The 13,762-nt window shown below is 65.1% G+C and carries 8 protein-coding genes, 2 tRNA genes and 2 rRNA genes (1 of these 12 cut by a window edge); 10 read left to right on the forward strand and 2 right to left on the reverse strand.

The window, feature by feature from the left end:
- The 3 genes from A7E77_RS08195 to A7E77_RS08205 form a co-directional block, all read left to right on the forward strand.
- Positions 1-1,322: ribosomal RNA gene (locus tag A7E77_RS08195) — 23S ribosomal RNA — on the forward strand; it begins 1,476 nt to the left of the window's first position.
- 185 nt (positions 1,323-1,507) lie between these two features.
- Positions 1,508-1,622, forward strand: a 5S ribosomal RNA gene (gene rrf, locus A7E77_RS08200).
- A 131-nt stretch (positions 1,623-1,753) separates the two neighbouring features.
- Positions 1,754-1,830 (forward strand) — tRNA-Met (locus A7E77_RS08205).
- Positions 1,831-3,207: 1,377 nt separating this feature from the next.
- Here A7E77_RS08205 and A7E77_RS08210 read toward each other — a convergent pair.
- Positions 3,208-3,294, reverse strand: a tRNA-Leu gene (locus tag A7E77_RS08210).
- A 109-nt stretch (positions 3,295-3,403) separates the two neighbouring features.
- On the opposite strand from A7E77_RS08210, the gene A7E77_RS08215 reads away from it, so the two are divergent.
- From A7E77_RS08215 to gltB, 5 genes are all read left to right on the forward strand, one after another.
- Entirely contained in the window at positions 3,404-4,333 is a 930-nt protein-coding gene (locus A7E77_RS08215; RefSeq protein WP_063687126.1) for a complex I NDUFA9 subunit family protein, read from the forward strand.
- A gap of 128 nt (positions 4,334-4,461) precedes the next feature.
- Complete coding sequence (locus tag A7E77_RS08220) at positions 4,462-5,259, forward strand: undecaprenyl-diphosphate phosphatase (RefSeq protein ID WP_017977248.1); 798 nt, start codon at positions 4,462-4,464, stop codon at positions 5,257-5,259.
- A 153-nt stretch (positions 5,260-5,412) separates the two neighbouring features.
- On the forward strand, positions 5,413-6,846 hold the full coding sequence (locus A7E77_RS08225; RefSeq protein WP_063687128.1) for an NAD(P)-dependent oxidoreductase: 1,434 nt from the start codon (positions 5,413-5,415) through the stop codon (positions 6,844-6,846).
- Between the two features lie 5 nt (positions 6,847-6,851).
- Positions 6,852-7,592: a DUF2059 domain-containing protein gene (locus A7E77_RS08230; protein WP_226341888.1), complete on the forward strand. Its 741-nt coding sequence runs from the start codon at positions 6,852-6,854 to the stop codon at positions 7,590-7,592.
- Positions 7,589-12,130: a glutamate synthase large subunit gene (gltB, locus tag A7E77_RS08235; protein ID WP_063687130.1), complete on the forward strand. Its 4,542-nt coding sequence runs from the start codon at positions 7,589-7,591 to the stop codon at positions 12,128-12,130. Before A7E77_RS08230 ends, gltB begins: the two co-directional genes overlap by 4 nt.
- 137 nt (positions 12,131-12,267) lie before the next feature.
- Here gltB and A7E77_RS08240 read toward each other — a convergent pair whose 3' ends face one another.
- Entirely contained in the window at positions 12,268-12,459 is a 192-nt protein-coding gene (locus A7E77_RS08240) for a hypothetical protein (RefSeq protein ID WP_063687132.1), read from the reverse strand.
- 42 nt (positions 12,460-12,501) lie between these two features.
- On the opposite strand from A7E77_RS08240, the gene A7E77_RS08245 reads away from it, so the two are divergent.
- Together A7E77_RS08245 and A7E77_RS08250 are read left to right on the forward strand one after the other, a co-directional pair.
- Positions 12,502-13,176: a glutathione S-transferase family protein gene (locus tag A7E77_RS08245; RefSeq protein WP_017977253.1), complete on the forward strand. Its 675-nt coding sequence runs from the start codon at positions 12,502-12,504 to the stop codon at positions 13,174-13,176.
- On the forward strand, positions 13,163-13,525 hold the full coding sequence (locus A7E77_RS08250) for a tRNA-binding protein (RefSeq protein ID WP_063687134.1): 363 nt from the start codon (positions 13,163-13,165) through the stop codon (positions 13,523-13,525). Before A7E77_RS08245 ends, A7E77_RS08250 begins: the two co-directional genes overlap by 14 nt.
- The last annotated feature ends 237 nt before the right edge of the window (positions 13,526-13,762 follow it).

A 13,762-nucleotide genomic window follows, 5' to 3' on the forward strand; every position in this document is an offset into this window, starting at 1 on the left:
GACCTTATCGGATTGGTCAGGCTTCGAAACTGTCCCAGGAAATAGCCCCACCGTATAGACCGTACCCGAAACCGACACAGGTGGTCTGGTAGAGTATACCAAGGCGCTTGAGAGAAGTGTCCTGAAGGAACTCGGCAAATTGCCTCCGTACCTTCGGAAGAAGGAGGCCCCACGTAAGCGCAAGCTCTCGTGGGGGGCACAGGCCAGGGGGTAGCGACTGTTTAGCAAAAACACAGGGCTCTGCTAAGTCGGCTTCAAGACGACGTATAGGGCCTGACGCCTGCCCGGTGCCTGAAGGTTAAGTGGAGGGGTGCAAGCTCTGAAATGAAGCCCAGGTAAACGGCGGCCGTAACTATAACGGTCCTAAGGTAGCGAAATTCCTTGTCGGGTAAGTTCCGACCTGCACGAATGGCGTAACGACTTCCCCACTGTCTCCAGGACATGCTCAGCGAAATTGAATTCTCCGTGAAGATGCGGAGTACCCGCGGTTAGACGGAAAGACCCCGTGCACCTTTACTGCAGCTTCAGAGTGGCATTAGGAAAGAACTGTGTAGCATAGGTGGGAGGCTTTGAAGCATTGGCGCCAGCCGGTGTGGAGCCATAGGTGAAATACCACCCTGTTGTTTTCTGATGTCTAACCTCGCACCGTTAGCCGGTGCAGGGACCCTCTGTGGCGGGTAGTTTGACTGGGGCGGTCGCCTCCTAAAGAGTAACGGAGGCGCGCAATGGTGGGCTCAGGCCGGTTGGAAACCGGCTGTTAGAGTGCAATGGCATAAGCCCGCCTGACTGCGAGACTGACAAGTCGAGCAGAGACGAAAGTCGGTCATAGTGATCCGGTGGTCCCTCGTGGAAGGGCCATCGCTCAACGGATAAAAGGTACGCCGGGGATAACAGGCTGATAACCCCCAAGAGCTCATATCGACGGGGTTGTTTGGCACCTCGATGTCGGCTCATCACATCCTGGGGCTGGAGCAGGTCCCAAGGGTTTGGCTGTTCGCCAATTAAAGTGGTACGTGAGCTGGGTTCAGAACGTCGCGAGACAGTTTGGTCCCTATCTGCCGTGGGCGTCGAAATTTGAGAGGAGTTGACCCTAGTACGAGAGGACCGGGTTGAACGTACCTCTGGTGTACCTGTCGTCGTGCCAACGGCGCAGCAGGGTAGCTATGTACGGACGGGATAACCGCTGAAAGCATCTAAGCGGGAAGCCTCCCTCGAGATAAGATTTCATAGGACGGTCGGAGACCACGACCTTGATAGATCGGATGTGGAAGTGCGGTAACGCATGGAGCTAACCGATACTAATTGTCCTATTCGCGCTTGAGAGGACACACCATCAATGACAACCCTGGGTTGTCGACGATAGGCGTGGATGTCAGCGTCGAACGCCAGATAACGAATACGCATACAGTAACAGTGCACGCATCGATTTGAACCACAGCTCAGCCGCACGGCCAGCACGCATGAAGCGTGCCGACCGAGCGGCTCAGCTCCCGCACACGCTTCATTGCCTGGTGGCTATAGCGTCGGTGTCCCACCCGATCCCATCCCGAACTCGGCCGTGAAACCCGACTGCGCCAATGGTACTACTGCCTAAGCAGTGGAAGAGTAGGTCGTCGCCAGGCATTGAAGCCTGTGCGGGAAACAAGAACCCATTCATGATTTCGTCCCAACGGGACACGCAACCCTCGCCACAAGCGAGGGTTCTCGCGTCTCCAACGGACACTCCATCAAAGCCCACTTTGATGGTCCTTGGCGCGGGGTGGAGCAGCCCGGTAGCTCGTCAGGCTCATAACCTGAAGGTCACAGGTTCAAATCCTGTCCCCGCAACCAACCCTCACAAAAGCCCCAGACCACCCAGTCCGGGGCTTTCGTGCGTTTGGGCCCACATCCAATCCACAGCGCAACCTCACAACAGAACCGCTCCGATATGCGCCGCAATGTCCGCGGCGCGCGCCTGACTTCACAGAGGAACTGATCACCCACTCGAGGTGCCCAAAAGCACCACGCCACCGAATGACGGCCACGAGCACCGCCTAACGTCACGGCCGCCGCACCGCCGGTTCGCGTCGCCCGAAAACGCCACGCCGCCAGACGACAGCCACCACCATCACCTAACGTCCCGGCCGACACCCAACGGCCGGTTGAAAACTAAAGATCTGCTGCTTTTCGACTGCATATGGCTGGGCTGCGACGGCCTCCTCCAAGCGTCTCAACCCGTTGGCCGCGACCGAGCCATGCGCCTACCAACTGGCGCAAATCGCGTCGAACGAGGTCTCGGCCCTCATTCGTGCCATCCGGGGCTACGAGGGCGAAAAAGGCCATCACCCGCGCCGTTCTGATCGTTGCGTGCGCTGACCTAGACGAACGCACCGGGGCCGCCGCTGACGGGCGCAGGAGATCAATAGAGTAGGGTCGCTATGGCGCGGGCATGCTGTCCAGATCAGAATGGAGCTCAAGCGTGTCGTGCCGGTGGTCCCTCCGAGCGCCTTGAGGCCGCAGAGGGCGCGAGTGGTAGGCGACGGTGCCCCGCCGATCGAGCCGGGCGATGGGACCGTTGCCACTAGCATCGACGCCGTAGGATGCGCTGAGAGGCGGTATGGCGTCGAAATATCCACATCGAGATCAACGCTCTCTGCGCGCTGGCGGCCGCCTTAGGAGCCGTTAAAGGCGGTATGTCCTTGTGTCCGAAGGTCGATCCCCGAAGCCTAAAGTAACATCCCCGCAGGGCCTTCAAACATGTCCCGGTCAGCCGGCCTCGGCACTGCCATCATCTGGCTCCGCCATCGGCGCATCGCTCGCTCGCCAGGCGAAGTACGTGTTTGCGTGGGTTTGATGGCGGAAAGGTTAGGCCGGCGCGCGCATCGCGATAGACAGGTCTCGCCGAGACTGGTGGGCTGTCATCCGAACCTGAGCCCGTCGTGGTCAATCAAGCACCGTGGTTTGGGAAAGACGACCTCGGACCGTCCGCAGCCGATCGACTGCGGATCGCCGCCGGGTAACACCCGAGTCGGCGTGATAATTCTGTTGCAGCTCCGGCAGGCCGATACGCTGGCCGTCGCCTGAGACCTCAAAGAATTATAAAGAAAGCAGCTCTGCCTGCCAATATTCGAGATCGGGTCGGCGCCGCGTGTGAAAACAAAACCAGAGCAGCCCAACAGCATGCTCCTCGTTTCCATCTCGGTCTCAACTGCATATCGCAGGAGAAAGTGGTGCCCAGAAGAGGACTCGAACCTCCACGACCTTGCGATCGCCAGCACCTGAAGCTGGTGCGTCTACCAATTCCGCCATCTGGGCACGGGGTAGGTGGCGGCCTTTAGGGGGCGGCCATGTGCCTTGTCAACACGCCTTTTGAGGGGCAAGGGGGCGATTGTCAGGACAGCGACGAAAAAAAGGCCCGAGGCGCATGCAGGACAAGCTGGTTACGATCTTCGGCGGCGGCGGTTTCGTCGGTCGCTATGTGGTGCAGGCGCTGCTGCGCGGCGGCGCCCGGGTGCGCATCGCCGAGCGGGATCCGCGTCATGCCTGGTTCCTGCGCCCGCTCGGTGGCCTCGGCCAGACGCAGTTCGTCGCGGCGGACGTGACCAAGCCGGACACGGTCGCCCGCGCCGTCGCAGGCGCGGATGCGGTGATCAACATGGTCGGCATCCTGTCCGGCAATTTCGAAGCGCTGCACGTAGCTGGCGCGCGCAACGTCGCCGAGGCGGCGGCTGCGGCGGGCGTCGAGACGCTGGTTCACATGTCCGCGATCGGCGCCGACCCCGATGCGCCATCGGGCTATGGCAGCAGTAAGGGCCGCGGCGAGGCAGCGGTGCGCGCGGCCTTCCCGGGGGCGGCGATCATCCGCCCCTCGATCGTCTTCGGGCGCGAGGACCAGTTCATCAACCGCTTCGCCGGCATGGTCGCCAAGTCCCCGGTGGTGCCGGTGCTGCGCGCGCCGGTGAAGTTCCAGCCGGTCTTCGCCGCCGACGTCGGCGATGCGATGGCGAACGCGACCGGCGCGGCCTATGCGGGCCGCACGTTCGAGCTCGGCGGGCCGGACGTGATGACGATGGGCGAGATCATCCGCTGGATCGCCGCGACGCTCGGCCGCAGCCCCTCGATCGTCGAACTGCCCGATGCTGCGGGCGCATTGCTCGCCGCGCTGCCGCTGGCGCCGATTACCAAGGATCAGTGGCTCATGCTCCAGCACGACAATGTCGTCGCAGCGGGGGCGGAGGGGCTGGCCGCACTGAGCGTCGACCCGACGCCGCTGCAGGCGGTCGCGCCCGACTGGCTCGTCCGCTTCCGTCGCACCGGTCGCTTCGGTCGCCGCGCGGCCACGCTCGCCGCATAACGCGGACGGCCCGACCGCATTCCCGTTCGCCCCGAGCCGGTCGCCACCCCGCCCACGGGCGCGGGTGGCATCGACCGGCCCGGGCGACCGGACATCCCATTACCGCCCCCCCGCCTTAAGGACCGTGCATGGACCTCCTCACCGTCATCCTCCTCGGCATCGTCGAGGGGGTCACCGAATTCCTGCCCGTCTCCTCCACCGGGCATCTGATCCTCGCCGGCACGCTGCTCGGCGTCCAGGACAAGGCGACCGCGACCTTTGACATCGTCATCCAGCTCGGCGCGATCCTGGCGGTCGTCGTCCTCTACTGGCGGCGGTTCTGGGATGTCGCGGTCGGCCTGTTCGCGAAGAAGCCCGGCGCCTTCGCCTTCGTGCGCAACATCGTGCTCGGCTTCCTGCCGGCGATGGTCATCGGCCTCGTCGTGTACAAGGCGGTGAAGGCGCTGCTGGAAAGCCCGACGGTCGTCGCGGTCGCGCTGATCGTCGGTGGCATCGCGATCCTCGTCATCGAGCGGTTGGTGAAGCAGGCGCGGATCGAATCGGTCGAGGCGATGCCCTGGTCGACCGCACTGGGAGTCGGTGTCGTCCAGTGTCTGGCGATGATCCCGGGCGTCAGCCGCTCGGGCGCTACGATCATGGGCGCGCTGAGCATGGGGGTCGATCGACGCGCGGCGGCGGAATTTTCCTTCTTCCTCGCCATCCCGACGATGCTCGCCGCCTCCGCCTACGATCTGCTGAAGTCAGGCGCGACGCTGGGGCAGGGCGAGTGGCTGAGCATCGCGATCGGCTTCGTCGTGTCGTTCGTCGTCGCGATTGTGGTGATCCGCTGGTTCGTCGGCATCGTCAGCCGGCACGGCTTCGCCCCCTTCGCCTGGTATCGCATCATCGTCGGCGCGGTGGCGCTCGTCGCGCTCCAGTTGCGTTAGGGCTTAACACGGACCTAATTTGGCGCGCGGTGACATTGATGAGAGTCGATCGCAAAGATAATCGCCGAAACTAGGTCAGCAAATAAGCCATATCGGTCATTTTGCGCATGACAGGGGCCTCTCCGCTTCCTATTGCGGTCGTGAGGAGGCCTTATGGCGCACGATTCCATGCTGAAGTTCGTAGGCAGGCCGCAGGCCTATCCCGCCAAACGCGACGCTGCCGCGCGGGCGGAGGATTTCGCCGAAATCGCCGCGCGCTATGCGCCTCCGGCGGCGGAGGATCAGGCCGGGCGCTGCTCGCAATGCGGCGTGCCCTATTGCTCGGTCCATTGTCCGCTGCACAACCATATCCCCGACTGGCTGCGCCTGACCGCCGAGGGGCGGCTGCGCGAAGCTTATGAGCTCAGCAATTCCACCTCGACCATGCCCGAAATCTGCGGTCGCATCTGCCCGCAGGACCGATTGTGCGAGGGCAATTGCGTCGTCGAATTCACCGGCCATGGCGCGGTGACGATCGGATCCGTCGAGAAGTTCATCACCGACACCGCCTGGGAAGAAGGCTGGGTCGAGCCGCTGGTGCCGGGGCCTGCGCGCGGCCAGTCGGTCGCGGTCATCGGCGCGGGGCCGGCGGGCCTGACGGCCGCCGAATATCTGCGTGGCCATGGCTATGAGGTCCACGTCTACGACCGGCACGACCGCGCTGGCGGGCTGCTGACCTATGGCATCCCCGGCTTCAAGCTCGAAAAGCCCGTCGTCATGCGCCGCGTCGAGCGGTTGAAGGCGGGCGGCATCGTCTTCCACGAAGGCTTCCGTGTCGGCGAGGATGCGAGCCTGGACGCATTGCGCCAGCGTCATGACGCGGTGCTGATCGCGACCGGCGTCTACAAGGCGCGCGCGCTCGACGTCGCGGGCGGCGACGACAGCCGCGTCGTCGCGGCGCTCGACTATCTCATCGCGTCGAACCGCAAGGGCTTCGGCGATGCGGTGCCGGCGTTCGATGGTGGCGCGCTGAATGCCGAGGGCAAGCATGTCGTCGTGATCGGCGGCGGCGACACCGCGATGGACTGCGTGCGCACCGCGATCCGCCAGGGCGCGGCCAGCGTGAAGTGCCTCTATCGCCGCGATCGCACCAATATGCCCGGCAGCCAGCGCGAGGTCGCCAATGCCGAGGAGGAGGGCGCCGAATTCGTCTGGCTCTCCGCCCCTGCCGCGTTCGACGCCGACGGCACGGTGCGCGCGCGGAAAATGCGGCTGGGCGCCGCCGACGCCAGCGGCCGCCGCGCCCCCGAACCCGATCCCAGCGGCGATTTCACGCTTCAGGCCGATCTGGTCGTGAAGGCGCTGGGCTTCGATGCCGAGGATCTGCCGACGCTGTTCGGCGCGCCCGAACTGGGCGTCAGCCGCTGGGGCACGGTGCTGGTCGACGGCAAGACGCTGATGACGAGCCTCGACGGCGTGTTCGCCGCCGGCGACATCGTCCGCGGCGCGAGTCTGGTCGTCTGGGCCATCCGCGACGGCCGCGACGTCGCCGCGACGATGCACAAGTGGCTGAAGGCCAAGGCAAAGGCCGGGAGGGTCGCGGCGTGAAGACCATGAGGATCGCGGCGGCGCTGTGCGCCCTTATGCCGGGCGTGGCATCGGCACAGACCGCGCCATCGGCGCCGGTCGTCGCCACCGAGACGGCCCCGCCTTCGCAAGACGCGCTTGTCGAGGCGCGCAAGGTTGCCGCGCGATTGTTGCCACCGGGCGTCTACAAAACCGTCATGTCGGGGTCGATGCAGGCGATCACGGGCAGCATGGGCGACGCGCTGAAAGCGATGCCGCTCCGCCAGATCGCGGAACTGGGTGGCCTGACACCGGCAGAGGCCAAGGCGCTCGACAAGGTCAACATCGAAGAGGTGATGGCGATCTACGATCCGTATTGGCAGCGGCGTCAGGAATTGACGATGCAGGCCATGTTCGGCGCAATGGGCGACTTCTTCACGACGATGGAACCGACGCTGCGGGAGGCGATGGCACACGCCTACGCCGATCACTTCACCGTTGCCGAACTGACCGACCTCGACCGGTACTTCTCGACCCCGACCGGCGCCAAATATGCCGCCCGCGCGACGACGATCATGACCGATCCAGCGGTGATGGCGTCGATGAAGGATCTCATGCCCAAGATGATGCAGCAGATGCCGCATTTCATCGAAGCGGCGCAGAAAGCCACCGCCGGCCTGCCGCCGGTTCGTAAACTCGACACCATGACCCCCGCCGAACGCGCCAAGCTTGCCAAGGCGCTGGGTGTCGATCCGAGCAAACTCCACGATCCCAAGGTGACGTCATGATGACCGACCCCATGAAGACCGACCCCATGAAGGCCGACCAGCGCGCCTATCTCGCCGAACACGGCATGTACCGCCCCGATAGCGAAGGCGATGCCTGCGGCGTCGGCCTCGTCGCCGCCACCGATGGCCGCGCATCGCGGCGCGTCGTGCAGTCGGCGGTCGATGCGCTGAAGGCGGTGTGGCACCGCGGTGCGGTGGACGCCGACGGCAAGACCGGCGACGGCGCGGGCATCCATATCGACCTGCCGCATCGCTTCTTCGACGATGCGGTCGTCGCCAGTGGCCACAAGGTGCTGCCCAACCGCTTGGCGGTCGGCATGATCTTCCTGCCGCGTACCGATCTCGGCGCGCAGGAAACGTGCCGTACGATCGTGGAGAGCGCGATCATCGAGGCGGGCTATACGATCTACGGCTGGCGCCAGGTGCCGGTCGACGTGTCGGTCATCGGCATGAAGGCGCAGGCGACGCGGCCCGAGATCGAACAGATCATGATCGCCGGTCCGATGCCGGACGACGTCGATGCCGGCGAGTTCGAGAAGAACCTGTATCTGGTCCGTCGCCGGATCGAAAAGCGCGTCATCGCCGCGCAGATCCAGGGCTTCTACATCTGTTCGCTGTCGTGCCGCTCGATCGTCTACAAGGGGCTGTTCCTCGCCGAATCGCTGTCGGTCTTCTATCCCGATTTGCAGGACCAGCGCTTCGAATCGCGCGTCGCGATCTTCCACCAGCGCTATTCCACCAACACCTTCCCGCAATGGTGGCTGGCGCAGCCGTTCCGCTGCCTCGCGCACAACGGCGAGATCAACACGGTTCGCGGCAACAAGAACTGGATGCTCAGCCACGAAATCCGCATGGCGAGCCTCGCGTTCGGCGAGCATTCGGAAGACATCAAGCCGGTGATCCCGGCGGGCGCGTCCGACACCGCGGCGCTCGACGCGGTGTTCGAAACGATCTGCCGCTCCGGCCGTGATGCCCCGACCGCGAAGATCATGCTGGTGCCCGAAGCGTGGCAGAAGGACACCGATGTCCCCGGCGATCACGCCGCCATGTATCAGTATCTCGCCAGCGTCATGGAGCCGTGGGACGGCCCCGCTGCGCTCGCGATGACCGACGGTCGCTGGGCGGTGGCGGGCGTCGACCGCAACGCGCTGCGCCCACTGCGGTATACGCGCACCTCGGATGGTCTGCTGATCGTCGGATCGGAAACCGGCATGGTCGTCGTCCCCGAATCGACGATCGTCGCCAAGGGCCGGCTGGGGCCGGGCCAGATGATTGCGGTCGACCTGGACGAAGGCCGGGTGATGAACGACCGCGAGGTGAAGGACCGGATCGCCGGCGAGCATGACTATGCCGCGATGATCGGCGAATTCCACACGCTCGACGATCTGCCCGACGTGCCCGACGCTTTGGTCCGCTACGATCGCGCGGGCCTCACCCGCCGCCAGGTCGCGGCAGGGCAGACGCTGGAGGATATGGAGCTGATCCTGGCGCCGATGGTCGAGACGGGCAAGGAAGCCGTCGGCTCGATGGGCGACGACACGCCGCTCGCCGTCATCAGCGACAAGCCGCGGCTGATCAGCCAGTTCTTCCGCCAGAACTTCAGCCAGGTGACGAACCCGCCGATCGATTCCTTGCGCGAACGCTATGTCATGTCGCTCAAGACGCGCTTCGGCAACCTCGCCAACATCCTCGATACCGAGGATCAGCGCGACCGCGTGCTCGTGCTCGATTCGCCGGTGCTCACCGGCCAGCATTGGGCACGGCTGCGTGCGCACTTCGCGCGCACCGCGACCGAAATCGACTGCACCTTCGACGCCGAGGGCGGCCCCGAAAAGCTCCGCGCCGCGATCCAGCGCATCCGCAACGAGGCCGAACAGGCGGTACGCCAGGGCAAGAGCGAGCTGTTCCTGACCGACGAGCACGTCTCCGAAGACCGGATCGCGATCGCCGGCGTGCTGGCGGCGGCGGCGGTGCACACGCACCTCGTTCGCCGGGGCCTGCGCTCCTACGCCTCGATCAACGTGCGTTCGGCCGAATGCCTCGACACGCATTATTACGCCGTGCTGATCGGCGTCGGCGCGACGACGGTGAACGCCTATCTCGCCGAAGCCGCGATCGTCGACCGCCACACCCGCGGCCTGTTCGGCGACCTGTCCTTGGACGAATGCCTCAAGCGCCATCGCACCGCGATCGAGGAAGGGCTGCTCAAGATCATGAGCAAGATGGGGATCGCGGTGATCTCCTCGTACCGCGGCGGCTATAATTTTGAGGCGGTCGGCCTCAGCCGCAGCCTGGTCAACGACCTGTTCCCCGGCATGCCCGCGAAGATTTCGGGCGAGGGCTATAACTCGCTCCACTACAGCGCGATCGTCCGCCACGAACAGGCGTGGGACGAAGGCGTCGCGAAGCTGCCGATCGGCGGCTTTTACCGCCAGCGCCATACGGGCGAGACGCACGCCTATTCGGCGCAGCTGATGCACCTGTTGCAGACCGCGGTGTCGACCGACAGCTATACGCAATATCTGCAGTTCAGCCGCGGCGTCGCCGATCTGCCGCCGGTGTATCTACGCGACCTGCTTCAGTTCAACTTCCCCGCCGAAGGCGTGCCGGTCGATCAGGTCGAGGCGATCACCGAAATCCGCAAGCGCTTCGTCACGCCGGGCATGTCGCTAGGTGCGCTCTCTCCCGAAGCGCACGAGACGCTGGCGATCGCCATGAACCGCATCGGCGCCAAGGCGGTGTCGGGCGAGGGCGGCGAGGACGTCAAGCGCTTCAGCCCGTACGAAAACGGCGACAACGCCAATTCGACGATCAAGCAGATCGCGTCGGGCCGTTTCGGCGTGACCGCCGAATATCTCAACGCCTGCGAAGAGATCGAGATCAAGGTCGCGCAGGGCGCCAAGCCCGGCGAGGGCGGGCAGCTGCCCGGCTTCAAGGTGACCGAATTCATCGCCAAGCTGCGCCATGCGACGCCGGGCGTGACACTGATCAGCCCGCCGCCGCACCACGACATCTATTCGATCGAAGACCTCGCGCAGCTGATCTACGACCTGAAGCAGATCAACCCGCGTGCGCGCGTCTGCGTCAAGCTGGTCAGCTCGTCGGGCATCGGCACCGTCGCGGCGGGCGTCGCCAAGGCGCATGCCGACGTCATCCTCGTCGCCGGCCACGTCGGCGGCACCGGCGCTTCGCCTCAGACCAGCGTCAAATACGCCGGTACGCCGTGGGAAATGGGTCTCAGCGAGGTCAACCAGGTCCTTACCCTCAACGGCCTGCGCGGCCGCGTGCGCCTGCGCACCGATGGTGGCCTGAAGACCGGCCGCGACATCGTCATCGCCGCGATCCTCGGCGCGGAGGAGTTCGGCATCGGCACGCTGTCGCTGGTCGCGATGGGCTGCATCATGGTGCGCCAGTGCCATTCGAACACCTGCCCGGTCGGCGTCTGCACGCAGGACGAAGCGCTGCGCAGCAAGTTCGTCGGCACGCCCGAAAAGGTCATCAACCTGATGACCTTCATCGCCGAAGAGGTGCGCGACATCCTCGCCCGCCTCGGCGTGCGCAGCCTCGACGAGGTGATCGGCCGCACCGAATTGCTCCGCCAGGTCAGCCGCGGCGCCGAGCATCTCGACGACCTCGATCTCAACCCGATCCTCGCCAAGGTCGACGCGACCGACGCCGAGCGTCGCTTCAGCCTGTCGACCTTCCGCAACGACGTGCCCGACAGCCTCGATGCGCAGATCATCAAGGATGCCGCCGCCGTCTTCAGCCGCGGCGAGAAGATGCAGCTGACCTATTCGGTGCGCAACACGCACCGTGCGGTCGGTACGCGCCTGTCGAGCGAGATCACGCGCCGCTTCGGCATGAGCAAGCTCGCCGACGGCCACGTCACGATCCGGCTGCGCGGCTCCGCCGGCCAGTCGCTCGGCGCCTTCATGTGTAAGGGCATCACGCTGGAGGTGTTCGGCGACGCCAACGATTATGTCGGCAAGGGCCTGTCGGGCGGCACGATCATCCTGCGGCCGGCGGTGTCGTCCCCGCTCGCCAGCCAGGACAATACCATCGCGGGCAATACCTGCCTCTACGGCGCGACCAGCGGTACGTTGCTTGCGGCGGGGCAGGCGGGCGAGCGCTTCGCGGTGCGCAATTCGGGCGCGACCGTGGTGGTCGAGGGCTGCGGCGCCAATGGCTGCGAATATATGACCGGCGGCGTCGCGGTGCTGCTGGGCACGGTCGGCCAGAATTTCGGCGCCGGCATGACCGGCGGCATGGCCTTCGTCTACGATCCGCACGCGACCTTCGAACGCCGCGCCAACCCTGATAGCATCGTCTGGCAGCGATTGGCGTCGGCGCATTGGGAAGGCGTGCTCAAGGACCTCGTCGAACGCCACGCAAGCGCCACAGACAGCAAATGGTCGAAGAGCCTGCTCGCCGACTGGGACCGGATCGCCGGCGATTTCTGGCAGGTGATCCCGAAGGAAATGCTCTCCCGCCAGACGCACCCGCTCGACGACACGGTCGAGGCGGTAGCGGCGGAATAGGGATCGACAACATTTCGTCATCCCGGCGCACGCCGGGATCCATGGAAGGCGGTGAGACCGCGGTAGCGCGCATCATCAGCCGCACGCATCCATGGATTCCGGCGTGCGCCGGAATGACGAATAGGCGGGGAGCGTCCTTATCTCACCACCGTCAGCTGGCCCTGCATCTCGCGTCCCTGCTCGGCCAAGGCGTTGCGCAGCACGATCCCCAACGCCTCCTCAACGGTGACCTGCCAACGCGCGGCCAGTGTGCTTAGCCCGGCTTCGATCTCCGCATGATCGATGTGGATTACGCCATCGATGATGCGAACACCGTCATCTGAGGCCATCACTGCTTCCCTCCATCCGCCCATGCTTCTAACACCGCAGGCATGTGGCAGCTCTACCAATTCCCCCTGTGCCCGTTCAGCCGCAAGGTGCGGCTGCTGCTCGGTGAAAAGGGCATCGGCTATCAGCTGGTGCGCGAATCGCCGTGGGAGCGGCGCGACGAGTTCATGGACATGAACCCCGCGGGCGAAACGCCGGTGATGGTCGACGCCAGCCGTCCGGGCGCGCCGCTGATCGATTCGATGGCGATCTGCGAATATTTCGAGGAAACGGTCGACAAGGCGGCGACGATCAATGGCACTGCCGCCAATCGTGCCGAAATCCGCCGGCTGGTGACGTGGTTCGACACGCATTTCTATCGCGACGTCACCGGGCCGCTGCTGCACGAGCGCGTCGTCAAGCGCCTCGCCCACCGCGCCTCGCCCGATGCCAAGGGCCTGCGCGAGGCAATGAAGGCGGCGGTCAGCCATCTCGATTACACCGATTACCTGCTCGATCACCGAAACTGGCTGGGCGGCGCGACGATGAGCCTCGCCGATCTCGCCGCCGCCGCGCAGATTTCGGTCGCGGACTATTTGGGCGGTATCGACTGGAAGGGGCATGACCAGACCGCGCGCTGGTATCGCGGCTTCAAGAGCCGCCCGAGCTTCCGCCCGTTGCTGTCCGAACGGATGGAGCTGATCGGCCCTCCGGCGCATTACGACAATGTCGACTTCTGATCCGCTCGGCCCCGACCCGCTCACGTTCGCCGAGTTCGAGCGCGTTGACATCCGCGTCGGCACGATCGTCGCCGCCGAGCCCTTTCCCGAAGCGCGCAAGCCGGCGATCAAGCTGCGCATCGATTTCGGCGAGGGCATCGGCGTCAAACGATCGTCGGCGCAGATCACGACGCACTATACGCCCGAAGAGCTGGTCGGGCGTCAGGTCGCCGCAGCGGTCAACTTCCCGCCGCGCCAGATTGGGCCGGTCATGTCTGAGGTGCTGACGCTCGGCTTCCCCGATGCGGACGGCAAGGTGGTACTGATCGCCCCCGATCAGCCGGTGCCGAACGGCGGCCGCCTCTTCTAACATCGCGCCACCTCAAATCATCCCCCGCCAGGGGGAGGTGGCATGCCGAAGGCATGACGGAGGGGGAGGTCAGCGAAGGGCTTCGTTGCTGGGGGGCGTGCATGCCCGCCCCGTCGCCGCGTTAGGCAGCACCGCCGTACCGCGTCGCTTCGGCCAAGCCCTCATGCATCCGCCCAAAACCAGCCGTCACCCAGTGAAGGCCGGGGTCTCCCGGTGAAGGCGTCCGCCAGACGCCGC

The organism is Sphingomonas sp. NIC1 (assembly GCF_001638925.1).
Classification (GTDB): Bacteria; Pseudomonadota; Alphaproteobacteria; order Sphingomonadales; family Sphingomonadaceae; genus Sphingomonas; species Sphingomonas aquatilis.